The organism is Peribacillus sp. TH27 (assembly GCF_016650915.1).
In the GTDB taxonomy this organism is placed as follows: domain Bacteria; phylum Bacillota; class Bacilli; order Bacillales; family DSM-1321; genus Peribacillus; species Peribacillus butanolivorans.
In genome coordinates this window covers 2,918,961-2,945,770 of the sequence record NZ_JAEKEV010000002.1, presented here as the reverse complement: position 1 = coordinate 2,945,770, position 26,810 = coordinate 2,918,961, and the positions used below count along the sequence as shown (strand labels likewise).

Here is a 26,810-nt window from a genome sequence, read left to right as displayed (position 1 = left end):
GGAATTATATGTCTATTCAGAAAATTTCCATTATCGGTCTACCTATGGATCTTGGTCAGGCGAGACGAGGGGTTGATATGGGACCGAGTGCAATCCGCTGTGCAGGGATTGTCGAACGGCTTGAACGATTAAAAATAGAAGTTGAGGATTTAGGAGATATAGTAGTAGGACGCCCTGAAAATGCACAGAAATCTGGTACAAATTTAAAAAACTTATCGCTAGTTGCTAAGGGAAACATTCAATTAGCAACAAGAGTAGATAAAATTATACAAGACGGATCTTTCCCGCTCGTTCTTGGGGGAGACCATTCGATAGCCATCGGAACACTCGCAGGGGTTTCGAAGCACTATGAAAATGTAGGTGTAATTTGGTATGATGCACATGGAGATTTAAATACGGAGGAAACTTCACCATCAGGGAATATACATGGTATGCCTCTGGCTGTCAGTATGGGGCTTGGCCATCCCGATCTAGTCAATATTCATGGTTCAACTTCTAAAGTAAAACCAGAAAATATCGTAATTATCGGGGCACGTTCATTAGATGAAGGTGAAAAAGAATTAATACGTGAAAAAGGGATTAAAGTGTTTACAATGCATGAAATTGACCGAATGGGAATGGCTAGAGTCATGGAAGAGTGTATAGATTATTTAAGAGAAAGAACAGATGGTGTTCACCTTTCTTTGGACCTGGATGGAGTAGATCCCGCGGATGCGCCTGGGGTAGGAACACCGGTAATTGGTGGTATTAGTTATCGTGAGAGTCATTTGGCTATGGAAATGCTGGCGGAGTCTGAGTTAATTACATCAGCTGAATTTGTTGAGGTAAACCCTATTTTAGATGAACGTAATAAAACCGCAATCGTTGCCGTGGCCTTAATGGGCTCGCTATTTGGAGAAAAGCTAGTATAACTGATAAAATAAAAGAAACAGTAACCAGCTTGTGTTAGGTTACTGTTTTTTATATGCTAGAAGACGTAAGTTGATTTTTCAGGATGGTTTTATAATATCTATATTTATATGGTTGTAATCTCAGCTCCATATTCACTTTAGAGCACATCGGTCGATTTGGCTTCCATTTTTAGTTAAATGGAAGTATTGATTGATCAAAACATCTAGTTTACTGCTTACTTCAATAACTTCATTATCAACCATCGAGGAGCGGGAAGCTAAAATTATCATTTTCTGTCTGTATAGTTCAATATGATCTAAAATTTGTTCAGCAGTCATACAGCGATTCACTCCCTTAGGTTTTACAATTTTTAATTATATAGCCTTGTTTTTTTTCTTAAACATAAATTGTAAAACTTTGTTAAAATTAAAGTAATAAATTTTGAAACCTTTTAGCTTACGATTCGTAATAATCGTATAGCCGCATGAGCGGGGGTAAAAACCGGAAAATGGATGCACTCATTAAAGAGAGAATTAATCAAGTATTAAAGGGAGACCATAATGCATTTGGGGAAATTGTCGAACTATACAAGGACAAAGTTTTCCAGATATGTTTTAGGATGCTCGGAAACAGGCAAGAAGCAGAAGATTTGGCACAAGAGGCCTTTGTTAGAGCCTTTGTGAATATTCGTAGTTTCAATATACAAATGAAATTTTCTACGTGGTTATACCGTATTGCGACGAATCTTTGCATTGACCGTCTTCGTAAGAAAAAGCCGGATTACTATTTGGATGCAGAAGTTAGTGGAACTGAGGGATTGAATATGTATTCCCAAATTGCATCAGATATGGCAAAGCCCGAGGATGAAGTTGAATCTTTAGAACTTCAGGAAACCATTCAAGTAGAAATTATGAAGTTGCCGGAGAAATATCGGTCGGTAATCGTATTGAAGTACATTGAAGAATTATCGTTAAAGGAAATCAGTGAAATACTTGATTTGCCAGTCGGCACGGTTAAGACGAGAATACATCGTGGTCGGGAAGCCTTGCGTAAACAACTACGCCATTTATAAAAAGAAGGTGAGAAAAATGAACTACCATGAGGAAATCATTGATTATATGCATGATTATTTAGATGAGGACATCAAACCAGAGCATAAAGAAGCTTTACGTGATCACTTGCATACTTGTGCTGAATGCCGGGATTATTTTCATGAAATGAAAAAGGCAGTCGCTCTTGTACAAAGTACCTCCCATATTAAGGCTCCAGATGACTTTACAGCAAGGGTAATGGCTCAATTGCCAAAGGAAACGAAAACAACGGGTGCCAAGCGTTGGTTAAAAAGCCATCCTTTTATGACGGCAGCAGCCGTGTTCATTGTATTGATGACAGGTTCTCTTTTTTCCACATATAATCAGGACGAACATTTTTCAGTTTCCAAGCAATCTAATTTATTAGTCGAAGGAGAAACGGTGATTGTGCCTGCAGGTGAGACCGTTGAGGGGAATGTGGTAGTTCAAAACGGTAACATTCGAATTGAAGGTGAAGTGAAGGGAGATGTGACGGTCATTAATGGACATAATTATATGTCTAAGGCGGGGAATGTGACCGGAAGCATCCATGTTATTGACCAAGCTTTTGAGTGGATGTGGTACAAAATTAAGGATACCGCAACGTCTGTGCTTCCTATTAAAGAGGAAAAAGGGAATAAGGAGTAAGATGAGCTGAGCGAATGCATCGTTTTCAATATACGGTGCCATCGCTCAGCTTTACTTTGTAAAAGGAGGGGATTTTTTACTTCATTAGACCTTAACATGTAACTTTATCACACTAGTTTTAGAAGTATTATTTAAAAAATGGTATACTATTAAGGTTATTACATAACGATTGTTATTGTTATTTGGAGTAATACTGACTGGAGGAAACAACATGTCTTTATCCAATTTGAATGTTTGGGACTATGTAGTAAATTTCATTGATATTCTCCTTGTTTGGTTTGTGATATATAAATTGTTAACTATTATTCGAGGCACGAAGGCTATACAGCTGCTCAAAGGAATTTTTGTAATAGTCATTGTAAAAAGCTTAAGCAACCTGTTTGGTTTCAATACACTTGGATGGTTAATGGCACAAGTCATGAATTGGGGAGTACTGGCGATTCTTGTCATTTTTCAACCTGAACTGAGGAGAGCGCTTGAACAATTAGGACGTGGGAAGCTCTTTACAAGAGGTAGCGTTCCAGAAGAGAACCAGCAAGAGCGTTTAGTAGAAGAAATATTAAAGGCGTCCACTTATATGGCGAAAAGGCGAATTGGAGCCTTGATTACGATTGAAAAAGGAACGGCACTGGGCGATTATGTTGAAACAGGGATTCCTCTAAAGTCCTATATTTCTTCAGAGTTGCTTATTAATATCTTTATACCTAATACGCCGCTCCATGATGGTGCAGTGATTTTACAAAATAACCAGGTGGCAGCTGCAGCTTGCTATCTGCCTTTATCAGAAAGTCCGTTCATTTCAAAAGAACTTGGTACTCGGCATAGGGCAGCTATTGGTATGAGTGAAGTGACGGATAGTATTACAATCGTTGTATCTGAAGAAACGGGAGGAATCTCTGTTACTAAAAATGGAGAACTGTTCCGAGATTTGAATCAAGAGTCATTTAGGGCAATGCTTACTAGTGAACTGGTAGTGGAAAATATCAAAACAACTTCCTCGAGTATCTGGAATTGGAGGGGGAAGAAAAATGGATAAATATACCAATAGTACATGGTTTATGAGAATTGTTGCTTTTGCTTTGGCAGCTCTGTTATTCATCTCCGTTAATTTTGAGATGGAGTCAGATAAAAAATCTCTTGGTTTATCTACTGCCCCTGAGATTAGTACGGAAACCATTGAAAATGTACCGGTTGAAGTGTACTATGACCGTGAAAATTTGGTGGTGAGCGGAGTACCAGAAACGGTGGATGTTACTTTAAAGGGAGCTAAAAGCCTACTGATAAGTGCAAAAAACCAAAGAGACTTTAAAGTATATGTAGACCTTTCTGATCCTGAAATCTCGATGGGAGACAGAACTGTTACCTTCAAAATAAGCGATTTAAACGAAAAGTTAGTGGCGACAATCGAGCCTGAATATGCAGAAGTCAATGTTCAGGAACGAGTGACGAAGGAATTCTCCGTCGAAGCAGAATATAATAATTCTTTACTTGAAGAGGGTTATACCGCTGGACAGCCAACAGTCGACCCTAAAACTGTTAAAATAACTGGGGCTAAAGATGTAATTGAACAAATTTCCTATGTTAAGGCAAATCTTGAAATAAGTAAGGGTCTTAACGAAACGATGAACGGCAAGGCGACAGTAAAAGCTCTTGACCGGGACTTAAACAAGTTGGATGTTACGATTGAACCTGCTTCAGTTGCAGTGTCACTAAAAGTTAGTATCCCGTCGAAAACGGTAACCATTGCACCTAAGCAAACTGGAAAAGTAAAGGACGGCATCCGTATTAAGAGTATAAGTGTCGATCCAAAAGAGGTAATCCTTTATGGGTCAGAAGCCAGCCTTGAACAAATAAGCGAAATAAATCTCCCTGTTAATATTTCCAAAATTGATGGAGATGCCGAATTGGAATTGGATCTTACTAAACCAGAAAGTGTACAAAAAATGTCCTTGGGTAAGGCAAAGGTCAAAATTAATACAGAAAAAATTGATGTAGAAGATGAGAATGTAGAGGATGTAGAGGCAGTCGAAGAAGTCGAAAAAGTCGAAGAAGAGGTAGTTGAAGAGGATGAACCACCTGCCATCGAGACTAAAACTTTCACCAATTTAAAAATAGAACCTGTAGGTATACAGGAAGACCAAGAAGCCGAATTGGAATCCGATGTAGCAAGCATTACTTTGCGTGGGAAAGCGGATGATTTGAAAGAAATAACTAAAAACGACATTACTCTTACAGTAGATGTGAGTAATTTAGATGAAGGTATACATGATGTAGAACTGGTAGTAAAAGCGCCTGCAGGAGTGAATTGGGAACTAGATTCAAAAACGGCTAAGGTCTCTATTACTCAAAAAGACGAAGAAGAAACATAACCTTCCTTTAACATCATTTAATTTAGTAACGATTCGAAGAAGGAGCGATAAAAAGATGGGTAAATATTTTGGAACAGACGGAGTTAGGGGTATAGCGAATAGCGAATTAACACCTGAGTTGGCATTTAAACTAGGCCGCTTTGGCGGCTACGTTCTTACTAAAAATACAGAAAAACCTAAAGTGCTGATAGGACGCGATACACGTATTTCAGGTGAAATGCTGGAAGGTGCACTAGTTGCTGGTCTATTATCTATTGGGGCTGAAGTTATGCGTCTTGGTGTAATTTCAACACCAGGAGTTGCTTATTTAACAAAGGCGTTAAGTGCTGAAGCAGGCGTTATGATTTCTGCTTCACATAATCCGGTTGCAGATAACGGTATTAAATTCTTCGGTCCGGATGGTTTTAAGCTATCGGATGATCAAGAAGCGGAAATTGAAACATTGTTAGATTTAGAAAAAGATGAACTTCCACGTCCGGTAGGCGGAGATTTAGGCCATCTAAACGACTATTTCGAAGGTGGACAAAAGTATCTCCAGTACTTAAAGCAATCAGTCGATGAAGATTTTACAGGCATTCATGTTGCGCTTGATTGTGCACATGGCGCGACTTCATCCTTGGCTATGCATTTGTTTGCGGATCTAGATGCAGATATCTCTACAATGGGGGCATCGCCCAATGGCTTGAACATCAATGATAAGGTAGGTTCCACGCACCCTGAAGCACTTGCTGAATTCTTAAAAGAAAAAGGGGCCGATGTTGGACTTGCCTTCGATGGTGACGGCGACCGCATCATTGCCATAGATGAAAAAGGAAATATAGTTGACGGCGATCAAATTATGTATATATGTGCGAAATACTTGAAAGAAAACAATCGTTTGAAACAGGGGACTGTGGTTTCTACAATCATGAGTAACCTAGGTTTTTATAAAGGTCTTGAGGAGCACGGAATACAAAGTGCCCAAACAGCAGTGGGCGATCGCTATGTTGTAGAAGAGATGCGAAAAGGCGGCTACAACCTTGGCGGTGAGCAATCCGGGCATATTATCTTCCTGGACTATAATACGACAGGGGATGGCTTATTGACAGGCTTACAGCTTGTAAACATTATGAGTGAAACACAAAAACCCTTATCAGAGCTTGCAAATGAGATGAAAAAATATCCACAGACGCTTATCAATGTTAAAGTGACTGACAAGCATGCTGTAACTGATAATGAAAAGGTGCAGGAAGTCATTAAAGATGTTGAGGCAGAAATGGAAGGAAACGGGCGTATATTGGTTAGACCATCTGGAACTGAACCTCTTGTCCGTGTTATGGCTGAAGCACCAACTGTAGAAGAATGCAATCGTTATGTTGATCGCATCGTCTCTGTGGTGAGAGCGGAAATGGGAATAAACGAATAACTAATCATATGCATAAAAGGAACAGAATATCCTTTTATGCATATTTTTATAAAGAAGTGTTTTTTTCATTGGTTAAGGTAACAAAGAATTGACCTATGTCCCTTTTGTAAGGTATGATTATCCTGATTTAAAACATATTTTGTTTAAAGGAGGGTAGGCAGGGAGAAAAGGAAATACAAAAGCGCCTGAACTAAGCTTGGTCGAGAATGGCTTAGTTGACGAGGAGGAGGTTTATCGAATGATCGGCGGATACCTCCCGGCTGAAGTGCACAGCCGCAGTAATTTCAATCTTAAAACAGTAGGGCAACTTACTGCACAAAGGATTGGAAATGCACAAAGGGAAAAAAGGCTATAAGCATTTCCTTTATAAAAATAAATATCAGAGATGAGGGGGCAGGGATGCCCCCGTGCATTCCTGTTCCCTCGAATCGGTTGGAGGAACAGAAATTATGTGTGGAATTGTTGGATATATTGGACTTAATGATGCGAAAGAAATTCTATTAAAAGGTCTTGAAAAGCTTGAATACCGCGGTTACGATTCTTCAGGGATTGCTGTCAAAAATGATTCAGGTGTGACAATCTTTAAGGAAAAGGGACGAATTGCAGACCTCCGTGGAGCTGTGGATGAAAAAACTATTGCACATACTGGAATAGGTCATACGCGCTGGGCCACTCATGGTGTGCCAAGTCGTGATAATGCTCATCCTCACCAAAGTAATTCAGGTCGCTTGACTTTAGTTCATAATGGGGTCATTGAAAACTATGCGATTCTAAAACGGGAATATTTGAAGGATGTTGCTTTTAAAAGTGAGACAGATACGGAAGTCATCGTTCAACTTATAGAGAAGTTTGTAAACGATGGTATGGAAGTAGAAGAGGCGTTCCGTCAAACACTCACTCTTTTAGAAGGCTCATATGCCATTGCCCTTTTAGATGCTGAAAATGATGAAACCATTTTTGTCGCAAAAAATAAAAGCCCGCTGCTAATTGGTGTAGGGAAAGACTTTAACGTTGTCGCTTCTGATGCAATGGCTATGTTGCAAGTCACAGATCAATTCCTTGAACTGATGGATAAAGAAATGGTTATAGTGACAAATGAAGAGGTAACGATTAAGAATCTTTCTAACGAAGAAGTTTTTCGTGAGCCATTCACTGCTGAACTGGATGCGAGTGATATTGAAAAAGGTACGTATCCTCATTATATGCTTAAAGAAGTCGACGAGCAGCCTGCTGTCATACGTAAAATTATTCAAGCTTATCAAAATGAAGAAGGCAAACTGGCAATCGATTATAGTATTGCAGAAGCAGTAACTGAGGCTGACCGTATCTATATCGTCGCTTGTGGAACTAGCTATCATGCAGGCTTGATTGGTAAGCAATTCATCGAAAAAATGACTGAAATTCCGGTTGAAGTCCATGTAGCATCGGAATTCACATACAACATGCCGATATTATCGAAAAAACCGCTTTTCATCTTCATATCCCAAAGTGGAGAAACTGCGGATAGCCGTGCGGTATTAGTGGCAATTAAAGAGCTTGGTCATAAAGCATTAACCATTACAAACGTACCGGGCTCTACATTGTCACGTGAAGCGGATTATACGCTCTTGCTGCATGCTGGCCCTGAAATTGCAGTTGCCTCTACAAAAGCTTACACAGCTCAAGTAGCTGTATTGGCTATATTAGCAAATGTTTCTGGACAGTTCCGTAACCTAGAGTTTGATTTCGACCTTGTTAAGGAGCTTGGAATTGTTGCGACAGCAATGGAAGCTCTATGCGATTCGAAAGAAGAGATGGAAGCTATTGCCCATGAATATTTGTCTGTTACAAGAAACTGCTTCTTCATCGGCCGGTCCCTTGACTACTATGTTGGTCTTGAAGGGGCGCTTAAGCTGAAAGAAATCTCTTACATCCAGGCAGAAGGCTTTGCTGGTGGTGAGCTTAAACATGGAACAATTGCCTTGATTGAAGAAGGTACACCTGTTATAGCTCTTGCTACGCAAGCAGGCGTCAACCTAAGCATCCGTGGTAATGTCAAAGAAGTCGTTGCCCGTGGTGCTAACCCATGCATTATTTCTATGAATGGGTTGGAAGAAGAAGATGATCGCTTTGTCATCCCGGAAGTGAACGAACTATTAACACCCCTTATCTCTGTTATCCCGATGCAACTCATTGCGTACTACGCTGCCTTGCACCGCGAATGTGACGTGGATAAACCACGTAATCTTGCGAAAAGTGTAACGGTTGAGTAAGCTGGAATGAATATAACGTGCCTTATGTAGTTTTGAAATAAAGTTTAACCGTTTTTTCAAAAGTTGCACCGTTTCACCCCTTTGGATATGATTATCTAAAGGGGTGTTTTTTTATGCCTAAAAGAGCGAGAACATCTAAAGTTGATAAGTGGATTAAAGAAGGCCGAGGAATAGGAATTGGTGTGCAGTGACAATAAATTTGTTTGAAAAATAATAAAGTCATTTAATACCATCTATCAAATCTATCGGAAGGTAATTGCTGCATCTTTAAGAGCAAAATTAAACAGCTTTATTATATAAACACACAATGAGGTTAGATTGCAAAGCGATTGTGCATTGTCGAAATTGAAGAAGAAGTAAAAAAACTATGGATGAACAAAAGGCGATTTTTGAGATGTCTAGGTATCCTGTCAAAGATACAGATGAGGTTGCGAATGGTGCAATTGATGTCATGGCGTATTGGCATGAAAAATTACATCGTTCAAAAATAATTTTTTATTATAGGAGAGAATGACATGGAAGTTTTTATAGAATATTTAGCGAGTATTGATAACCCGCAACATCGGGACCGAACGGAAGAAGTTTTGGTTTGGGTAACTAAGAAATTCCCAAATTTAATGCCAAAAATTGCGTGGAATCAGCCTATGTTTACCGATCATGGCACATTTATTATTGGCTTTAGCGTAGCCAAACATCATTTGGCTGTTGCCCCTGAAAGGGCAGGGATTATTCATTTTTCTGATGAAATTGTGCAGGCTGGCCATGATCACACCAAGCAGTTGGTACGTATCCAGTGGGATAGTCCGGTTGATTTCTCATTACTTGAGAAAATGATCGAGTTTAATATTTTGGATAAGACGGACTGTTCAACTTTTTGGCGGAAATAAAAAAATCGGATTATTCGGGGTTCAGTTCAATTAATTTTAATCAAACTTTATTAAAAACCAACACCTTAGAATTTATTCTAAGGCACGTTTTTTTATGCTTGTTTTTAGGAATCGGTGAGAGTACATGAATTATTAGGTAATCTCTATTCCTTCATAGTTTTATAGATTCACTTGTTATGCGAAATCCAAATATCAACCATCCTAAGGGTGTTTTGTGCAATGGCGGGACTTATAGAGAAAGGTACTCTAAAGGTTTTTGGAAAATTCCTTTTTGAGCCATTGCGACAATAAAGGAATATAAATATTGTTTATAGGTAAAAGAAATTATTATCACTTTTAAAAATAGGAAAAAGGAATGCCTGGATAGAATCCGGGCTTTTTGTTATGTCAAAAAAATATCATTAGATACCATTTACCTGTTCTGTTCAGAGGGACGTGTAATGAAGATCGACATACTTCTGTATTTTTTTGGATAAAATTAGGTAAAAAGAATTATGTATTGTTATTTATATTGTGACTATTGTTTAATTAAATAATAATAAATACCTATATAAGCTAAATACTTACCACTTTTAACCGATTAAATATGGGGATACATAAAACAGTATAAGTTAGGTGGAAAACATGATTATTTTGAATGAGCCCATTGTGTCACCAATTCTTCTAAAGGTATTAGAGAAACAGCAGATTCCAGTGTTGGAGCATGGGCGATGGAGAAACACACTATCATCAGAAAAGCTAAACATTCAAAAAGATACGGAGTTTTTTAAGTCTATGGAAATGGGCAAAAGGATTCTTACAAACTCTGAGAATGGCATTACATTATTAGGTCATTTTCAACCCAATAGCAATGAATACATATGGTCTAAGTTATTAAAAGATAAGAGTAAGGTTCGTAATCTAACGAAATCATTATATCCTGATTTCTATTTCCAAGAAATTGATCTATCCATAATAAGTGATATGGATAAAAAACAAATTCCGTTTCCTGTGGTTATCAAACCTAATATTGGCTACTCAAGTGTAGGGGTACACAAAGTTAAGAATGAACAGGATTGGGATATAGCCGTAAGCCATTTGAAGGAAGATTTACTGCATTCCGATGGATTGTATGATTCAACAGTAGTAGGTTCTCAGACTGTTTTAATAGAAGAGTGGATTCAGGGAGAGGAATATGCCATTGATGGTTATTTTAATCAGGATGGTGAACCAATTATATTGAACGCGTTTAAACGTTTATTTAAGGATGATTATGATACATCCGATCGAATCTATTACACGTCGAAGATAGCAGTAAATGAAATCTATGATGATGCCCTACAGTTTATGAAGAAAGTCCAAACTGTTCTACCCCTAAGGAATTACCCTGTACACTTTGAAATTCGCAAAAAGGGAGACAGGGTTATTCCCATAGAAATTAATCCCTTGCGTTTTGCGGGAGCGGGCACAACAGATCTAGGGTATCATGCCTATGGGATGAATATGTATGAACACTATTTCTTAGGAACGAAACCTGATTGGAATCGAATATTGGAAGAGATGGACGATAATATTTATAGCTTTTTCTTTGCAGAGGTTCCATTGGAAATAAATTTAGAAGATGTTGAACGGATTAATCATATAGGACTTCAAAATGAGTTTGAACATATTTTGGAATATAGACAGCTTCCTTTTCAAAATGATCGAAGTATGGCAATCATCTTTTATAGAAGTGAAGATTTGAACAAGAATCTTCAATTGCTTCATTTAGATTTATTTCCTTTTCTAACTATAAAAGAGCTGGCTTTAATCTAAGGAGGATGTAAGGTTGAAAATTTCAAAGCTAAATCCAAAACGATCTTTACTAGCTAAATTATTCGTATTCTACATAATTCCGTTCGTACTATTTGCAGGTGCTATGGATTTTTGTTTTTCATATATTACTAATAATATGATTAATGAAAATGTCCTTCCACAATTTGATGAGCGGCTATCTGAAAATGCCCGCAGTTTGGCTGCAAGCATTGATCCGGATTTGATAGAAAATGCTTCAGATCAGGGAGAAGCTATCTTGGGAAAATTAGATGCCTTCGTTGAAAAGAGAAAAGGCATTGAATATGTTTATGTCCTGAAGCGGGAGAATGATTCAGATGTCATTGTGGCCTTGAATGGCAGCAAGGATTTCATGGTGGAATCCCCGTTTACACCAGAACAGGCAAAATCGATAAATGGAAAAGAAGAAGTGTTAAGTGAAATCTATAACGATAAATGGGGCACACACAAGTCTTACTTTACACCTATCGAAGGAACGGATGCTATTGTAGGTATTGATATGGATGCTTCGTTTATTCCTGAGATGAAAAGCAAAATGATTGTCTTTAATATTCTATTTTTAATAAGTGCAGTATTATTGGGTGCTATAAGCGCTTATGTTATAGGGAGACAAATTTCCCGTCCTGTTAATGAACTAGTTGGTTTCACAAGTGAAATGGCAGTAGGGAATTTAAGTAAACCTATCACTAGTGTTCGACAAGATGAAATTGGGGATCTATCACACGGGTTTGAAGATATGCGAGTGAGCTTGTCCCATATTATTCAAAATGTCCGTGAACGTGCTCAAACGATGAATAAAACCACAGTGTCCATTCATCAATCTTTTGAAGAGATGGTAGAATCCTATGATCAGATCGTAACAGGGACAACGGAAGAAGCAAAAGCTTCAGAAGAACGGGCCCACCATATTGACCGAATTTCTAATATGATCAGTGATTTAACGGATACAATTCGTTTAATGAGCGAGCAAACGAATACAATGAACGAATTTACACTACATACGAACAAACTTGCTGAACAGGGGAGTAAACAAGTACAGGATGTAACGAGTCAGATGGATAAAATTATGGGAAATGGCCAAGCGAGTAAAGCCAATTTGGTGAGCTTGGAAGAGGATGTAGTTAAGATAAATGAAGTGATTGGTTTAATACGAATCATTGCTTCTCAAACGAACCTGCTATCCTTGAATGCTTCTATTGAAGCTGCACGAGCAGGGGATGCAGGCAGAGGTTTTGCTGTAGTTGCCCACGAAGTGCAAAAACTGGCTGTACAAACAGATGAATCCATTGATGTTATTTCTGAATCTATCATGCGAATTAATGAACAAACCGCAAAGGTTATCCAAAATAATGATGAGAGCTTCCAAGATATATTAAATGGAGTATCCTTAGTGGAGAACAATGGTGAGATTTTCAATAAGATTTTTGATTCTGTAGAAAAACTATTGAAAGGAACAGAACAATTAGCGCACCATTCGCAAAAAATTAATGTATCCTCAGATGAAAGTTTAGCATCTATTCAGGAAATCGCTGCAATCTCAGAAGAGGGAGTAGCAACAACTGAACAAATTTCTGCTGCTGCTATTCAACAAAGTAACATTATGACCGGATTAAAGGCACAAAACAGAAACTTGGCAAAAGAATCAGCCTTATTAGAGGAAATGGTCGAAAAGTTTATTACCGAAAAATAAAAAAGGTAAGATAATCATTAAAAAAACTCACTGAGAAAGGCGTCAGTGAGTTTTTTATAAATTAATAAGCAGTCCAGCCGGCATCAGCTGTAACAACCGTTCCATTCACGAAGCTCGAGTCATCAGAAGCCAGGAATAAAGCTACTTTAGCAATCTCTGTAGCATCTCCCACACGAGGGTTGACGTTGATTCCAACCATTGCTCTCTCCATACCAAAATCATTTGGCTGATTAATGGTTGTACCGATATTTGTGGCTACGGCCCCTGGGGCAACGGCGTTACAACGGATACCTTTTGTTGCATATTGGAAGCCAACGTTTTTTGTAAAACCCATTACAGCATGTTTAGCAGCTGTGTAGGCAGCACCTGCTCTTGAACCGAATAATCCGCCAGCAGAGGCAATGTTCACAATTACTCCTGCTTCTTTTTCAAGAAAGATTGGAAGGGCTTTTCTTGTTGAGCGCATTACACTCGTTGTATTGATTGCAAATTGCCGTTCCCAATGTTCATCTGTAATTTCAGCAGCTGGAATGAAGTTATCCATGATGCCTGCATTATTTACTAAAATGTCCAGAGTACCATATTTTTCAACAGCAAGGTCGATCATGGCTTGTACGTCCTCTTCTTTAGCAACGTTAGCTAAGATGGAAGCAGCTGTGCCACCGTTTGCTTCGATAACAGAAACGACTGCTTGTGCCGCTTCTAGATTAATATCCGAAACGATTACTTTTGCTCCTTCTTTTGCGTAAAGAACCGCGATTTCTTTCCCCATACCAGATGCAGCGCCTGTAACAACGGCTACTTTCCCTTGTAATTTCATATTTGTTCCCCCAGATTCATAATGTTTAATTACTGGATACTTAATGAACACTTGTTTGTTAACTTTCAATATCTATATTATAATCCCCTATATAAAGAGGTACAATCAGCAAATAAACCATAATTTGTTTATTAATAGACAAATAAATGAAAGTATGTGCATTAAAATGTGTTGGAGGTTATGAAATGGATAGGCGGGTAAAAAAATCTATAGCTACATTAAAAGAGGCCCTTATATCTTTAATGGTTGAAAAAGAATTTAGAGAAATAACAATTTCAGAAATCGTACAACGAGCGGATCTTAATCGTGGCACTTTTTATAAGCATTTTCAGTACAAAGAAGACTTGTTTAATGACGTGATTGATGACGTGATGAATGACTTAATTGAATCGTATCAAGCACCTTACAAGACTATTGAGGTTTTGGATATAGAACGGTTGCAGTCTTCTACTATACGTATTTTTCATCATGTAGAAAATCATAGGACCTTTTACCAAATGATATTGAAGCCAACGGCCTTGTCTGGTTTTCAGAACAGATTGGGGACTGTCATAAAACAATTATCTCTAGAGGACTTATTAGTAGGAAGTGATGACAAAGCCATTAATAAAGACTTGCTTGCTAGTTATCATGCTTATTCTATATTGGGAATGATCATACAATGGGTACAGGATGAATTTAAAAATACACCTGAATATATGGCTGAGCAACTTGTTAAAATCATACATTATCGGCCGATAGGAGTAACAGTTCCTAAAAAGTAAAAAAGTGCTTATGTGGTCCGACCCACTTTAGTATATAGAAGTTGATTGAAGTCGAATTTTAAGAGTATTAAAAATTGCTTGAAAAAAGTTTACTTAAACTATTTGCAATCGCTGCCATTTAATGTTATGCTTAGTCTTAATTATTTTTGTTCGGTACTAAGGATACTAAAAGTACTACTTTTCGTTTTCGATGATGACTTAGAGCAAGGATAGTAATACAATGTGCTTAAATGCACTAGGAGGCAACAACAATGGAACAAGGTAAAGTGAAATGGTTTAACGCAGAAAAAGGTTTTGGATTCATCGAACGCGAAAACGGAGACGACGTATTCGTACATTTCTCAGCTATCCAAAGCGAAGGTTTCAAATCTTTAGACGAAGGTCAAGAAGTTACTTTTGAAGTAGAGCAAGGTCAACGTGGACCTCAAGCTTCTAACGTTCAAAAAGCATAATTTCAAAACAAATAAAGACAGATCCTAGTTATAGGGTCTGTCTTTTTGTTTTGTAAAAAGAAAGTCAAAAAAACCTGCTCAAAGATTGAGCAGGGTAAATGGTACAAGTAAAGTAAAACGCTTAAAAGGTTTGACTAAGTATATCATAGTTTTTCAAAAAAATACTAAATTAATTATTTTATTCTATTAAGGCATTGGGATAGGAAAGTACGGAAATCATTAGATTGAAGGGACATGAGGGAAGCTCATATCCTTTCAATCTTTTTTTTCATTAGAAGATGATTAAAGAAAAAATTGATACGATTCAGGGGATATTTGATAAGACATTTCTTAACCATTTTAGAATGAAGCCTTCTATGACACCTATAAAGGTATAGAGAATAATAATACAGAGGTCAGGTTGCCAAAATAGGCACTTTGACCTCTCTTCGTTTATACAACAATAAAATTTATGAGTTATGAACGATTTCTAGTCATGCGTTGATCTGATCTTGGTGTATGTGGATGAAGTTCAAATTGAAACAAAAGCCAGTGTTTTTCATATATAGTCATATATGCCGCTTTTATCAAGTCTGCTTTGGGGAGGAAGTAAGTTTCTTTTACATTCAAATCTAGGTTTGAATATTCAGCAAATTATGGTATATTATAATCAAACGCATATTTGAATGAGGGGGGGTGAGAAGATGGCGGAAATGAAGGATATGTGTGATGTTCACCTGCATGATGAAGTAAAGGTGAACTGCATTCAAGAAGAAATGAGCCAGGTGAATATCTCTAGTATATCGAAGCTGTTTAAAGTTATCGGTGATGAAAACAGAGCGAAAATTGCTTATGCGCTATGTACGGATGAGGAGTTGTGTGTGTGTGATTTGGCGAATATCATTGGTGCCTCAATGGCGACAACCTCACATCATCTTCGTACCCTATATAAACATGCAATCGTAAAATATCGAAAAGAAGGTAAGTTAGCATTTTATTCATTAGATGATCATCATATAAAACAATTAATTCTTATTGCATTAGAACATCAGCAGGAGGTGAGGGTCGATGGCTGAATCCCAATCAAAAACGTATCGAATTCAAGGTCTATCCTGTACGAATTGTGCGGCTAAATTTGAAAATAATGTCCGTGACCTTGAGGGAGTGAAAGTTGCCAAAATCAACTTCGGGGCTTCGAAGATTTCGATTCAAGGAAGTACAACAATTGAAGAAATTGAAAAAGCGGGAGCCTTTGATAATCTTAAAATCCGGGATGAACAAGAACAGGTTATGGAAAAGGAACCGTTTTGGAAGCAAAAAGAAAATATTAAAGTAGTGTTTTCTGCTATCCTTCTTTTAATCAGTTGGATATTGGATAAACAATATGGTGATGGAAGCAACATGTCAGTGATTGGCTATGCGGTTGCAATTTTAGTTGGTGGATATTCACTATTTATCAATGGACTGAAAAATCTTGTCAGACTGCGCTTTGATATGCACACCCTAATGACGGTTGCAATTATTGGAGCAGCTGTGCTGGGTGAATGGGGCGAGGGAGCAACAGTCGTTATTCTGTTTGCAATCAGTGAAGCGCTGGAAAAATATTCGATGGATAAAGCCCGGAATTCTATAGAATCATTAATGAATATAGCTCCTAAAGAGGCCTTGATTCGTAGGGGACATCACGAAATGATGGTTGCTGTTGATGAGATTGAGGTGGGCGACACCATGATTGTCAAACCCGGTCAGAAGCTCGCTATGGACGGCAGGATCACGAAAGGTGCCTCGACACTGAATCAAGCAGCCATTACAGGGGAATCAGAGCCAATATTTAAAACGGTTGAGGGTGAAGTATTTGCTGGAACCTTAAATGGTGAAGGACTGCTGGAAGTGGAGGTCACGAAACGAGTAGAGGATACGACGATTGCAAAAATCATACATCTTGTTGAAGAAGCTCAGGCTGAAAAAGCTCCTTCCCAGGCATTTGTTGATAGATTTGCAAAATTCTATACTCCCGCCATTATGCTGATAGCGTTGGCCATTGCCGTTATTCCGCCGCTTGTCATAAACGGGGAATGGAGTGAATGGATTTACCGAGGATTGGCTGTGCTGGTTGTTGGTTGTCCATGTGCTTTAGTTATCTCTACACCAATTGCAATTGTAACAGCCATCGGAAATGCTGCGAAAAATGGTGTACTGATTAAAGGCGGAGTCCATTTGGAGGAAGCTGGAGCCATAAAGGCGATTGCGTTTGATAAAACAGGTACTTTGACAAAGGGAATACCTGAAGTGACTGATTTCACGGTATTGGTTGACGGGGTGAGTGAACAGGAAGTTCTAGGGATTGCTGCAGCTTTAGAAAGTTGTTCGCAACATCCTCTTGCCACGGCCATTCTCCAAAAAGCAGAGAGCCAGAACATGGACTATCACTCTCTAGTGGTCGAGGATTTTACCGCAATCACGGGTAAAGGTATAAAAGGAACAATAAATAGAGAAGTCTATTACATTGGGAAACCACATCTTTTTGAAGAAGAGGGCGGTTTAGCCTTTTCTGAAGATGTTCGTATCCAAATAAATGATTATCAAAATGAAGGAAAAACGGTGATGGTGCTTGGCAATCAAATAAAACTCCTTGCACTGATTGCAGTTGCGGACGAAATAAGGGAAAGCAGTAAGGAAGCAATCCGGAAACTGCATGCTCTCGGGATTGAAAAAACGATAATGCTAACCGGGGATAATATCGGAACAGCAAAAGCGATTGGAGCAGAAGCTGGCGTTCATGAGATTCAAGCGGAGCTATTGCCGCAAGATAAACTGGCCTTTATCAAACAATGGAAACAGAAATATAATCGAGTGGCTATGATTGGCGATGGTGTCAATGATGCACCGGCTTTAGCGGCTTCCACGGTTGGGATTGCGATGGGGGGAGCGGGGACGGACACCGCCCTTGAAACCGCAGATATTGCCTTAATGGGTGATGACTTATCAAAGCTGCCTTATACGATACGCCTAAGTCGTAAAACGTTAAAAATTATTAAGCAGAACATCACATTTTCGTTAGCGATTAAGATTCTGGCTTTACTATTGATAGCACCAGGCTGGTTAACACTGTGGATGGCAATTTTTGCAGACATGGGAGCAACGTTATTGGTCACATTGAACAGTCTTAGATTGCTAAGAATAAAAGAGTAATTGAATATGGCTTCCTGGTTCCTTTTAAAGGTGCAAGGAAGCCTTTTCTTGTACTGCTTCAAAATGTTTCATGTGAAACTGATAATTCACATACAGTTCAGAAGTTTTTCACTCAACAGTAAAGCAATTGAATGGGCGAGTACAACGTCGCCAGATGAAGTGATCGATCGTTATCGAAACCATTATTGAGAAAAGAGGAAGGGATGTACAGAAACGGTTCGATACTGGAAGAGTCCTGGTATCGTATAAAAAAGGCGGATATATAGCTGAATCTGAATTTCCACTATGGCTCGAGTTGCTTAATGAAAATGACGAGGTAAAAGAGGGTAAAGTAGAGCGGGACGATTAATAAACGATTGAATTCAATCCTATAAGGTCGAAAGAAAATAAGAAACCAATAGAATATCAAAAATACCAGGTCTGAATATGGCCTGGTATTTAATATGTTGAATTTTCTTTTAAGTAAAAGGAATCCTAATAAGAACATTTTTGAATGCAGAGCCAAGCAATCGTTATGCATGTTCTATGTAGTGTGCTACAATGTGGCTGACTTTTAATGAGGCATAGGATGATCCTGTGTGATTGTTAAATTGAGTATGGCAGTTACAGGAAGGGATTTGAAAGAATGGAATTAGAGCAAAGGGCAATCTTAGTTGGGGTAAACCTCAATAGCCAAAAGGATTTTGATTATTCAATGGAGGAATTGGCTAATTTAACGGAGGCCTGTGAGGTAGAGGTTGTCGGGACGATCACACAGAATTTGCATCGGGTGAACTCATCACATTTTATTGGAACCGGAAAGATTGAGGAAGTAAAAAATCTTGTGGAGTATAAGGAAGCGAATGTCGTCATCTTTAATGATCAGTTGTCGCCTTCACAACTTCGGAATCTGGAGAGGGACATGGATTGTAAGGTAATTGATCGGACAATCTTGATTCTGGACATTTTTGCACACCGAGCAAAAACAAAGGAAGCCCAGCTTCAGGTAGAATTGGCAAAACTTCAATATATGCTCCCACGTCTCGTTGGATTAAGGGAGTCATTAGGTCGTCAGAGTGGTGGAGTTGGTACAAACAAAGGTGCTGGGGAAAAGCAGTTAGAGCTTGACCGTAGGAGAATAGAGGAAAATATAAGTGTTTTGAATAAAGAACTGGAAGAACTTGTTGCACACCGTCAAACGCAGAGGAAGCAGCGGAAAAAGAATGCCATCCCAGTCGTTTCTTTAGTCGGTTATACGAATGCAGGGAAATCCTCGATCATGAACGCTTTGATTGAAATGTTTCACCCAACAACCGAAAAGCAGGTTTTGGAAAAGGATATGCTGTTTGCTACGCTTGAGACTTCCGTGCGAAACATTCCTTTGCCGGATAATAAGGAATTTTTACTGACGGACACGGTTGGTTTTGTTTCAAAACTACCGCATCATCTTGTGAAAGCGTTCCGTTCAACCTTAGAAGAAGTGGTCGAAGCTGACTTATTGATTCATGTTGTTGATTTTTCCAATCCCAATTATGAGCAGCAAATAGAGATTACAGATCAAACTTTGAATGATATAGGCATTAAAGAAATTCCAACTATTTTTGCTTATAATAAAGCAGATCTGACTGAAATAGATATCCCGCAGGTGAATCGTGACTCTGTTTATATGTCAGTGAAAAACAAAGTAGGCATACAGGAATTGATCGATCAAATCCGAGGACATGTTTTTGTAGACTATATTCGCTGTGAGATGCTGATTCCGTATGACCAGGGACAGTTGGTATCCTATTTCAATGAACATGGTCATATAACGGAAACAGAATATGATGAGAATGGATCTAAATTAAAACTTGAGTGCAAGAAAACAGATTATGAAAAATATCATCAATACGTTATTAACTCTAAGTAATCGTTTTGTTGATAATATGTGTATAAGTTGTTAGCAAGTTGTTAATGACTGAAAATTCACTATTGAACCTGTGTATAGTTTTTTAAGAAAAATACAATACTTACTGGAAAACGTTGAAATAACTCAGTATTTCTTGTTATCCACATATTATTTTTATGTGGATAACCTGTGAATAAAATTAAAAAGCCCTAGAAAATTGCATTTAATATTTTCTAGGGCTTTTTAATTTGTGGACAAAGTGTTGATAAGTTAGTTTTATTAAAAAAATTCAGTAAGTGTGATGAATATTAAGTAAGGTTTGTAGAAAAATGACGATGTTTATCATTTGTTGTTAGGAAATATCACATGGTTATTACATAGTGCACATTAAACAGTTAACAATATTTTACACTTTGTATAATGTAACTTGCTTTTTATCATTATAAAATAAAGAATACTCAATTTATCTGGTTATTACCAGATTGTGAGTTTTTAAGAACGATTGGGGGGGCTTTTAATGGCCAAAGGAAGCAGAGACCAAGGCGTGATCATCAAGAAAATAAAAGAAAATAATAAACGGAATGTGAGATTATTGGCAATTATATCGTCGTGACTGTCTTTCTAAATAGAACGATGAAGAACGACAGTGGGTTACTGCCATAAATTCTCTAATTGTAAGGATAGGAAATGCTATTTTAGATGAATACATGCAATTCCTCCCTTTTTATTTTTCACAAATAAATTTTTGGAAGGAGAATAGTAGATGAGTATGACGAGTCCGTTAAAAGATGGTCTGGCGATGAACTTTCAGGAAGTGGAGAGGGGGTTAACCCCACGTGAAGCTTTGGAAGAATCGAATCGATGTTTATACTGCTATGATGCCCCATGTATTCAAGCCTGTCCGACAGGGATAGATATTCCAAGTTTTATTAAGAAAATAGCATCAGGGAATTTTAAAGGATCGGCCAAGACGATCATGACAGCCAATCCAGTCGGTGCCAGTTGTGCGCGAGTATGCCCGACAGAAGAATTATGTGAGGGGGCATGTGTCCTAAACCATTCTACAAAGCCAATCATGATTGGCAATCTCCAGCGTTATTCCACAGATTGGGCCATCCAAAATAAACAAGCTCTATTCAAGGCCGGGAAGAAGAATGGCAAAAAGGTTGCCATTGTCGGAAGCGGACCTGCGGGCTTATCTGCAGCAAGGGAATTAGCCTTGCTTGGCTACAGTGTAACCATTTTCGAAGCTGAAAAAAATCCAGGTGGATTAAATACGTACGGTATCGTATCTTTCCGTTTGCCACAGAGCATTTCTTATTGGGAAGTTGAACAAGTAAAGAGTTTAGATGTTGAAATTAAAACGAATACGAGGGTTGGTGTTGATGTTTCTGCTACCCAGCTAACCACCGACTATGATGCCGTTATTTTGGCGATTGGTATGTCTGATGTTCCAAAACTTGGAATTGAAGGAGAAGACCTGGCTGAAGTATATGATGCAATCGACTTCGTCAAGGCAACGAAAACAGAGGCTATCACTGATAAATTCGTTGGGAAGAAGATGGCGGTCATTGGAGCTGGGAATACAGCGATTGATGCAGCAACCTGTTCTGTACGTCTTGGTGCCGAACAAGTTGGAATTATCTATCGTCGTACCCAGAAGGAAATGACAGCTTACGATTTTGAATATGAGTTTGCTAAACAGGAAGGTGTCGGGTTTCACTGGCTGACGAACCCTTCTAGGATTATTTCAGATAGCAATGGTCAGGTAACGGGTATCGAGTGTGTAAAAATGGTGCTTAGTGAGGCAGGAGAAGATGGTCGCCGTCGTCCTGTACCGATTTCTGGATCAGAATTTGTTATACCTGTCGATGGCGTTATCCGTGCTATCGGCCAATCTAGATATGTAGGACTGATTGAACAGTTTGGCATTGAGCATGATGGAGGCGTCGTAACATTAGAAGGAGACTCATATAAAACGTCGAATGAAAAAGTATTTGCCTGTGGTGACGTTATTTTTGGAAAAGGCCAAGGTGAGGCAATGGTTGTTTCCGCTGCCCAGCAAGGGAAGAAGACAGCCTATGAAATTGACCGGATTTTAATGAGCGAAGCGGTAGATATTGCTTAATAAAAATGAAAATTAGGAGGCTTAACATGGCTGATTTATCAATTGATCTTGCGGGTATTAAATCTCCCAATCCTTTTTGGCTGGCGTCGGCACCACCTACTAATTCGGGGTATCAAGTGCAGCGGGCATTTGAGGCTGGCTGGGGAGGAGCCGTTTGGAAGACGTTGGGAGATCCTATTCTGAATGTCTCATCACGTTTTGCAGCTGTGGGTTTTAATGGCCAGCGAGTAGCTGGTTTCAACAATATTGAATTGATTACGGATCGACCACTTGAGGTGAACTTAAAAGAAATATATGAAACGAAAAAACGTTTCCCTGACCATGCAATCATTGCATCAGTAATGGTCGAACCGCATCAAGATAAGTGGCATGAAATTATCAAACGCATAGAAGACGTGGGGGTTGATGGTTATGAATTGAACTTTGGCTGCCCGCACGGTATGGCTGAGCGGGGTATGGGCGCTGCTTCTGGACAGGTTCCTGAGCTTGTGGAAAAGCAAACATATTGGGCAAAGGAAGCGGCATCGAAACCTGTCATTGTCAAACTTACTCCGAATATAACTGACATCACGGTTACTGCGGAAGCCGCTATACGCGGTGGAGCGGATGCAATTAGTATGATTAATACGATTAACAGCCTGGCAGGAGTGGATATCCATTCATGGAATACGATTCCCCATGTAGGCGGTAAGGGTGCCCATGGCGGGTATTGTGGTCCTGCTGTGAAGCCGATTGCTTTAAATATGGTTGCAGAATGTGCAAGGAATCCACTGATTAATGTTCCGATATCGGGAATCGGTGGAATATCTAATTGGCAGGATACGGTTGAATTTTTATTGATGGGTTCAACGGGGGTGCAAATTTGTACTGCTGCCATGCATCACGGTTTTCGAATTGTCGAGGACATGATTGATGGTCTGTCTAATTACCTCGATGAAAAAGGGATATCCTCTGTGATGGATATTGTTGGTAAGTCTGTACCCCGTTATTCCGATTGGGGAAATTTAGATCTTAATTATAAGGTAGTGGCGCGCATTAATAATGATGTGTGCATTAACTGCAATAAATGTCATATTGCCTGTGAAGATACTTCACATCAATGTATAGATATGTTAAAAGACCCGTCAGGCAGCCCATTCTTACGAGTCCGTGAAGAAGATTGTGTCGGATGTAATCTTTGTTCGATTGTATGCCCGGTTGATGGGGCAATCGACATGATTGAACTGACAAGTGATTTGCCTCCAATGACTTGGAATGAACGTCAGGCATTCCTTGGGAACATCGGTAATGAAAGTGTTGATTTCGTAAAATAATGGAGGAGATTATATATGAAGAAGATCATGAAGAAAATTATTAAAAATGGAACAATTGCAACGGCTGCAGATACGTATCAAGCGGATATTTTAATTGAAAATGAAATCATTACAATGATTGGTAAAGACCTTTCAGCAGAGGGAGCGGAAATCATTGATGCAAAAGGCGCGTATATTTTTCCAGGAGGTATTGACCCACATACCCATCTTGATATGCCGTTCGGTGGGACTACAACAAAGGATGATTATGAAACAGGTACGATAGCTGCTGCATATGGAGGTACGACTACGGTCATCGACTTTTGTTTGACCGAAAAAGGGGCGCCATTAAAGAAATCTATAGAAACGTGGCACGAAAAGGCAAGTGAAAAAGCAGCAATAGATTATAGTTTTCATTTAATGATTAGTGAAATTAATGATAAGGTTCTGGCTGAGTTGCCAAGTATCATCGAGAATGAAGGGATTTCTTCGTTTAAAGTGTTTATGGCTTACAAGAATGTTTTTCAAGCCGATGATGCGACACTTTACCGTACACTGCTTCAAGCGAAAGAACTTGGCGCACTTGTCATGGTCCATGCTGAAAATGGCGATGTGATTGATTATTTAACAAAACAGGCGCTTGCTGAAGGTCATACTGATCCGATTTATCATGCGTTAACAAGGCCTCCGGAACTTGAAGGAGAAGCAACGGGACGAGCAGCCAAGTTGACGGAGATGGCAAACAGTCAGCTTTATGTCGTTCATGTCACATGTGAAGATGCGGTTGAAAAAATTACAGAGGCAAGAAATAAAGGGGTTGATATTTGGGGTGAGACTTGCCCGCAATACTTGGTCCTTGACCAAACCTACCTTGAAAAGCCCAATTTCGAAGGATCTAAATATGTATGGTCTCCTCCATTAAGGGAAAAGAGAAATCAGGAAGTACTATGGAACGCTTTAAAAACAGGCCAGTTGCAAACGATAGGCTCCGACCAATGCTCTTTTGATTTTAAAGGTCAAAAAGATCTTGGGCGTGAAGACTTTACGAAAATCCCCAATGGTGGTCCTACAATTGAAGACCGAATGAGTATTCTGTTTTCGGAAGGAGTCAAGAAAGAGCGTATCACCTTGAATCAATTCGTGGACATCACTTCAACCCGGGCAGCCAAACTTTTTGGATTGTTCCCTAAAAAAGGAACGATTGCTGTAGGATCAGATGCGGATATTGTCATCTTTGATCCAAAGGTGGAGCGGACTATTTCTGCAGATACTCATCATATGGCTGTCGATTATAATGCGTTTGAGGGAATGAAAATAACAGGTGAACCGGTTTCTGTTTTATCACGCGGTCAATTTGTCATTAGAGAAAAGCAATTTGTAGGTGAGGCTGGAAAAGGGCAATTCTTGAAACGGGCTAAATATAACACGTCGCTGGAGTCGGATTCAGAGCAAAAGCTTCCTGTCTAAAACGTCTGTAAGGAAAAACAAGCAAATTAATATTGGGGGATTTTATATGAGTGAGAAGAAAGATTATTTAAAGTCTCCCGATTTGCTGCCTATACCTCATAGTGAGAAGAACATAAGTGCAGCCGGTTTTGGATTTATTTGGGTAGGAATGGCTGTAGTATTGGCCGCCTTTGCAATTGGCGGTAACGGTGTACAAAGCTTAGCGCTTGGTTGGGTCGTGCTGGCAACGGTCATTGCTTGTGTAGTTCTTGGCTTTTTGATGACAATGACAGGAGATATCGGGGTTGAGCATGGCATCTCTTTCCCAGTCTATATGAGGGCGCCATTCGGTACGATCGGTACCCATATTCCATCGGTTGTTAGGGGGTTTGTTGCCTCATGCTGGTTCGGTCTTAACACCTACTTCGGTGCAACTGCAATGAATGCAATCTTTGCAACCCTTTTTAACTTTGATAATTGGTTTATCTGCTTCCTCATTTTTGCCGTTTTACAATTAGTTAACACGGCAATGGGAATCAAGTCGATTGAACGATTTGCTGACTTAGCAGCACCAGTCATCATCTTGATTTCAGGCTGGATGTATTTTACTCTTTCCGATCAAGCTGTGGCCCAAGGAAGAGATGTATGGACCTGGATTGAAAGTCCGGTAACTGGAGGTGCAGCGGCAACGGCTTTCATGGTCGTCATAATGGCTAATATGGGATTTTGGGGTACGTTGGCGGCGGATATGCCGACACTTTCTCGTTATATCAAGGCACCTAAAAATGAAAAAAATTGGTTCAGGCGCAATAAGGGGCAGGTTATTGGGAATATTATTACCTATCCCATTACTCAGACGTTCATGGTTATTATCGGAGGGGTTTCTTACATGGCTGTTTCCAATTATGATCCCGTCGTTGCTATACAAGGATCGGCAAGTGGAATTGCTCTTGGAGTCCTTTTAATCATGATAGTTTTTGCTCAATGGTCGACGAATACTACTGCCAATGTAATCCCGGCAGCTACCATTTTCTCAAATATCATGGGTCCTAAAATGCCTTTTTGGGCGGGAGTTGTTGTCGCCGGGTTTATTGGAATCGTAGTTCAGCCATGGAGCTTGTTCGGCATAATAATAGAAGTTTTGTTAATTGTAGGTGGAGTTTTAGCATCTATTGTTGGCATCTTGGTGGCTGATTATTATTTCCTTCGTAAACGACGTGTTAATGTACCAGAACTATATGAAAGTGAAGGTCAATATAAATACTTGAATGGTGTGAATTGGGCGGGAATCATTTCTTGGGCGATTGGTGGAATAGGTGCCACAGTTTTTTCAAACTATTCGTTTATTGTGGGATTCGTGCTTGGTAGCGCAAGTTATTATGTATTGGCAAAATTTTGGTGGTTTAAGAAATATGAACAAGCCGAAATTATTGACCCAAGTGATGAGAAATATTTAGGTATATCAATAGGGAGGGATTGGAAAATCGAAAAGGAATTAGAAATTGAAAAGGAATTGGTTATTACGACTGCTACTGGCGGGGAGAATGTGTAAAAAAGGGGGAGTAGAAATGTCCGAATATCAAGAGTATCGCTTAGAAAGGGAACAAATTGATTTTTTACTTGAAAGAGGATATCGAATCACCCGAGTCTCGGAAAATTTAAGTGGGGCTTTTCTCGATTTCGAACTGATAGAAGGTACGAAGCAGGAATGGAAGCAGTTGAATATCAAAACCCCGGAAGGAAGAAAATACTTCTCAACATTGCTTTTCAGGAAGTTGCATTAAAATTCACGTATAAACTTGAAATTCTGGCCTATTCGTTAAATGAATAGGCCACTTTTGTGTAG

At 39.1% G+C, this 26,810-nt stretch carries 23 protein-coding genes; 21 read left to right on the top strand and 2 right to left on the bottom strand.

Translation table 11 applies throughout. The annotated features are described in order from the left end of the window. Positions 1-8 precede the first annotated feature (8 nt). A complete protein-coding gene (gene rocF / locus JFU24_RS15430; protein ID WP_201188241.1) occupies positions 9-911 on the top strand; it encodes an arginase in 903 nt (300 codons plus the stop codon). 132 nt (positions 912-1,043) lie between these two features. On the opposite strand, the gene JFU24_RS15425 is transcribed toward rocF, so the two are convergent. Then, a complete protein-coding gene (locus JFU24_RS15425; RefSeq protein ID WP_098176662.1) occupies positions 1,044-1,229 on the bottom strand; it encodes an aspartyl-phosphate phosphatase Spo0E family protein in 186 nt (61 codons plus the stop codon). 170 nt (positions 1,230-1,399) lie between these two features. Between JFU24_RS15425 and sigW the strand changes: the two genes are divergently transcribed. The 10 genes from sigW to JFU24_RS15375 all read left to right on the top strand — a co-directional run bounded on the left by sigW (position 1,400) and on the right by JFU24_RS15375 (position 13,024). After that, a complete protein-coding gene (gene sigW, locus JFU24_RS15420; protein ID WP_098176663.1) occupies positions 1,400-1,963 on the top strand; it encodes an RNA polymerase sigma factor SigW in 564 nt (187 codons plus the stop codon). A 16-nt stretch (positions 1,964-1,979) separates the two neighbouring features. Next, positions 1,980-2,609, top strand: coding sequence for an anti-sigma factor family protein (locus JFU24_RS15415; protein WP_201188245.1), 630 nt, complete (start codon positions 1,980-1,982; stop codon positions 2,607-2,609). A 211-nt stretch (positions 2,610-2,820) separates the two neighbouring features. Then, positions 2,821-3,645: a diadenylate cyclase CdaA gene (gene cdaA / locus JFU24_RS15410; RefSeq protein ID WP_056525977.1), complete on the top strand. Its 825-nt coding sequence runs from the start codon at positions 2,821-2,823 to the stop codon at positions 3,643-3,645. Then, entirely contained in the window at positions 3,638-4,978 is a 1,341-nt protein-coding gene (locus JFU24_RS15405; protein ID WP_201250177.1) for a CdaR family protein, read from the top strand. The genes cdaA and JFU24_RS15405 overlap by 8 nt, the downstream gene beginning before the upstream one ends. 55 nt (positions 4,979-5,033) lie before the next feature. Further along, positions 5,034-6,383, top strand: a complete 1,350-nt coding sequence (glmM, locus tag JFU24_RS15400) for a phosphoglucosamine mutase (protein WP_056525971.1) — start codon at positions 5,034-5,036, stop codon at positions 6,381-6,383. Positions 6,384-6,832: 449 nt separating this feature from the next. After that, entirely contained in the window at positions 6,833-8,635 is a 1,803-nt protein-coding gene (glmS, locus tag JFU24_RS15395; RefSeq protein ID WP_201222439.1) for a glutamine--fructose-6-phosphate transaminase (isomerizing), read from the top strand. A gap of 367 nt (positions 8,636-9,002) precedes the next feature. Next, complete coding sequence (locus JFU24_RS15390; RefSeq protein WP_201250176.1) at positions 9,003-9,149, top strand: hypothetical protein; 147 nt, start codon at positions 9,003-9,005, stop codon at positions 9,147-9,149. A gap of 1 nt (position 9,150) precedes the next feature. Further along, the gene (locus JFU24_RS15385; RefSeq protein ID WP_201222435.1) at positions 9,151-9,522 is read left to right on the top strand and encodes an iron chaperone; all 372 of its coding nucleotides are present in this window, start codon (positions 9,151-9,153) and stop codon (positions 9,520-9,522) included. 624 nt (positions 9,523-10,146) lie between these two features. Then, complete coding sequence (locus JFU24_RS15380) at positions 10,147-11,316, top strand: ATP-grasp domain-containing protein (protein ID WP_201188252.1); 1,170 nt, start codon at positions 10,147-10,149, stop codon at positions 11,314-11,316. Between the two features lie 13 nt (positions 11,317-11,329). Continuing rightward, entirely contained in the window at positions 11,330-13,024 is a 1,695-nt protein-coding gene (locus tag JFU24_RS15375; protein WP_242485347.1) for a methyl-accepting chemotaxis protein, read from the top strand. A 61-nt stretch (positions 13,025-13,085) separates the two neighbouring features. Here the strand turns inward: JFU24_RS15375 and JFU24_RS15370 are convergent, their stop codons facing one another. Beyond that, positions 13,086-13,844 carry an SDR family oxidoreductase gene (locus JFU24_RS15370; protein WP_056525958.1) on the bottom strand — a complete coding sequence of 253 codons (759 nt, stop codon included), beginning with the start codon at positions 13,842-13,844 and terminating at the stop codon, positions 13,086-13,088. A gap of 185 nt (positions 13,845-14,029) precedes the next feature. Here JFU24_RS15370 and JFU24_RS15365 point away from each other — a divergent pair, with 185 nt between their 5' ends. The 10 genes from JFU24_RS15365 (at position 14,030) to JFU24_RS15320 (ending at position 26,748) form a co-directional block, all read left to right on the top strand. Beyond that, complete coding sequence (locus JFU24_RS15365; RefSeq protein WP_201250175.1) at positions 14,030-14,608, top strand: TetR/AcrR family transcriptional regulator; 579 nt, start codon at positions 14,030-14,032, stop codon at positions 14,606-14,608. 251 nt (positions 14,609-14,859) lie between these two features. Beyond that, positions 14,860-15,060 (top strand): cold-shock protein, encoded by a 201-nt coding sequence (locus tag JFU24_RS15360; protein WP_034304915.1) that lies wholly within the window; start codon positions 14,860-14,862, stop codon positions 15,058-15,060. 692 nt (positions 15,061-15,752) lie between these two features. Next, positions 15,753-16,115: an ArsR/SmtB family transcription factor gene (locus JFU24_RS15355; protein WP_376107593.1), complete on the top strand. Its 363-nt coding sequence runs from the start codon at positions 15,753-15,755 to the stop codon at positions 16,113-16,115. Next, complete coding sequence (locus JFU24_RS15350) at positions 16,108-18,231, top strand: heavy metal translocating P-type ATPase (protein ID WP_201250174.1); 2,124 nt, start codon at positions 16,108-16,110, stop codon at positions 18,229-18,231. Before JFU24_RS15355 ends, JFU24_RS15350 begins: the two co-directional genes overlap by 8 nt. A 625-nt stretch (positions 18,232-18,856) precedes the next feature. Then, positions 18,857-20,119 carry a GTPase HflX gene (gene hflX, locus JFU24_RS15345; RefSeq protein ID WP_201222429.1) on the top strand — a complete coding sequence of 421 codons (1,263 nt, stop codon included), beginning with the start codon at positions 18,857-18,859 and terminating at the stop codon, positions 20,117-20,119. A 748-nt stretch (positions 20,120-20,867) separates the two neighbouring features. After that, positions 20,868-22,226 carry an NAD(P)-dependent oxidoreductase gene (locus JFU24_RS15340; RefSeq protein ID WP_201188420.1) on the top strand — a complete coding sequence of 453 codons (1,359 nt, stop codon included), beginning with the start codon at positions 20,868-20,870 and terminating at the stop codon, positions 22,224-22,226. Positions 22,227-22,252: 26 nt separating this feature from the next. Continuing rightward, positions 22,253-23,539 (top strand): NAD-dependent dihydropyrimidine dehydrogenase subunit PreA, encoded by a 1,287-nt coding sequence (gene preA / locus JFU24_RS15335; RefSeq protein WP_056525941.1) that lies wholly within the window; start codon positions 22,253-22,255, stop codon positions 23,537-23,539. A gap of 27 nt (positions 23,540-23,566) precedes the next feature. Next, positions 23,567-24,985 (top strand): dihydropyrimidinase, encoded by a 1,419-nt coding sequence (gene hydA, locus JFU24_RS15330; RefSeq protein WP_056525995.1) that lies wholly within the window; start codon positions 23,567-23,569, stop codon positions 24,983-24,985. 46 nt (positions 24,986-25,031) lie between these two features. Beyond that, positions 25,032-26,516: an NCS1 family transporter gene (locus JFU24_RS15325; protein ID WP_201188255.1), complete on the top strand. Its 1,485-nt coding sequence runs from the start codon at positions 25,032-25,034 to the stop codon at positions 26,514-26,516. A gap of 16 nt (positions 26,517-26,532) precedes the next feature. After that, positions 26,533-26,748 (top strand): hypothetical protein, encoded by a 216-nt coding sequence (locus JFU24_RS15320; protein WP_053348238.1) that lies wholly within the window; start codon positions 26,533-26,535, stop codon positions 26,746-26,748. Positions 26,749-26,810: the final 62 nt, after the last annotated feature.

Excerpts from the sequence above, each read along its gene's own strand:
- hydA (WP_056525995.1), top strand. The coding sequence starts at position 23,567 with ATGAAGAAAATTATTAAAAATGGAACAATTGCAACGGCTGCAGATACG.
- preA (WP_056525941.1), top strand. The coding sequence starts at position 22,253 with ATGGCTGATTTATCAATTGATCTTGCGGGTATTAAATCTCCCAATCCT.
- glmS (WP_201222439.1), top strand. The coding sequence starts at position 6,833 with ATGTGTGGAATTGTTGGATATATTGGACTTAATGATGCGAAAGAAATT.
- JFU24_RS15415 (WP_201188245.1), top strand. The coding sequence starts at position 1,980 with ATGAACTACCATGAGGAAATCATTGATTATATGCATGATTATTTAGAT.
- glmM (WP_056525971.1), top strand. The coding sequence starts at position 5,034 with ATGGGTAAATATTTTGGAACAGACGGAGTTAGGGGTATAGCGAATAGC.
- JFU24_RS15385 (WP_201222435.1), top strand. The coding sequence starts at position 9,151 with ATGGAAGTTTTTATAGAATATTTAGCGAGTATTGATAACCCGCAACAT.
- JFU24_RS15370 (WP_056525958.1), bottom strand. The coding sequence starts at position 13,844 with ATGAAATTACAAGGGAAAGTAGCCGTTGTTACAGGCGCTGCATCTGGT.
- JFU24_RS15340 (WP_201188420.1), top strand. The coding sequence starts at position 20,868 with ATGACGAGTCCGTTAAAAGATGGTCTGGCGATGAACTTTCAGGAAGTG.
- JFU24_RS15360 (WP_034304915.1), top strand. The coding sequence starts at position 14,860 with ATGGAACAAGGTAAAGTGAAATGGTTTAACGCAGAAAAAGGTTTTGGA.
- JFU24_RS15390 (WP_201250176.1), top strand. The coding sequence starts at position 9,003 with ATGGATGAACAAAAGGCGATTTTTGAGATGTCTAGGTATCCTGTCAAA.
- JFU24_RS15355 (WP_376107593.1), top strand. The coding sequence starts at position 15,753 with ATGAAGGATATGTGTGATGTTCACCTGCATGATGAAGTAAAGGTGAAC.
- JFU24_RS15350 (WP_201250174.1), top strand. The coding sequence starts at position 16,108 with ATGGCTGAATCCCAATCAAAAACGTATCGAATTCAAGGTCTATCCTGT.
- JFU24_RS15320 (WP_053348238.1), top strand. The coding sequence starts at position 26,533 with ATGTCCGAATATCAAGAGTATCGCTTAGAAAGGGAACAAATTGATTTT.
- JFU24_RS15325 (WP_201188255.1), top strand. The coding sequence starts at position 25,032 with ATGAGTGAGAAGAAAGATTATTTAAAGTCTCCCGATTTGCTGCCTATA.
- JFU24_RS15380 (WP_201188252.1), top strand. The coding sequence starts at position 10,147 with ATGATTATTTTGAATGAGCCCATTGTGTCACCAATTCTTCTAAAGGTA.
- JFU24_RS15365 (WP_201250175.1), top strand. The coding sequence starts at position 14,030 with ATGGATAGGCGGGTAAAAAAATCTATAGCTACATTAAAAGAGGCCCTT.
- hflX (WP_201222429.1), top strand. The coding sequence starts at position 18,857 with ATGGAATTAGAGCAAAGGGCAATCTTAGTTGGGGTAAACCTCAATAGC.
- JFU24_RS15425 (WP_098176662.1), bottom strand. The coding sequence starts at position 1,229 with ATGACTGCTGAACAAATTTTAGATCATATTGAACTATACAGACAGAAA.
- sigW (WP_098176663.1), top strand. The coding sequence starts at position 1,400 with ATGGATGCACTCATTAAAGAGAGAATTAATCAAGTATTAAAGGGAGAC.
- rocF (WP_201188241.1), top strand. The coding sequence starts at position 9 with ATGTCTATTCAGAAAATTTCCATTATCGGTCTACCTATGGATCTTGGT.
- cdaA (WP_056525977.1), top strand. The coding sequence starts at position 2,821 with ATGTCTTTATCCAATTTGAATGTTTGGGACTATGTAGTAAATTTCATT.
- JFU24_RS15405 (WP_201250177.1), top strand. The coding sequence starts at position 3,638 with ATGGATAAATATACCAATAGTACATGGTTTATGAGAATTGTTGCTTTT.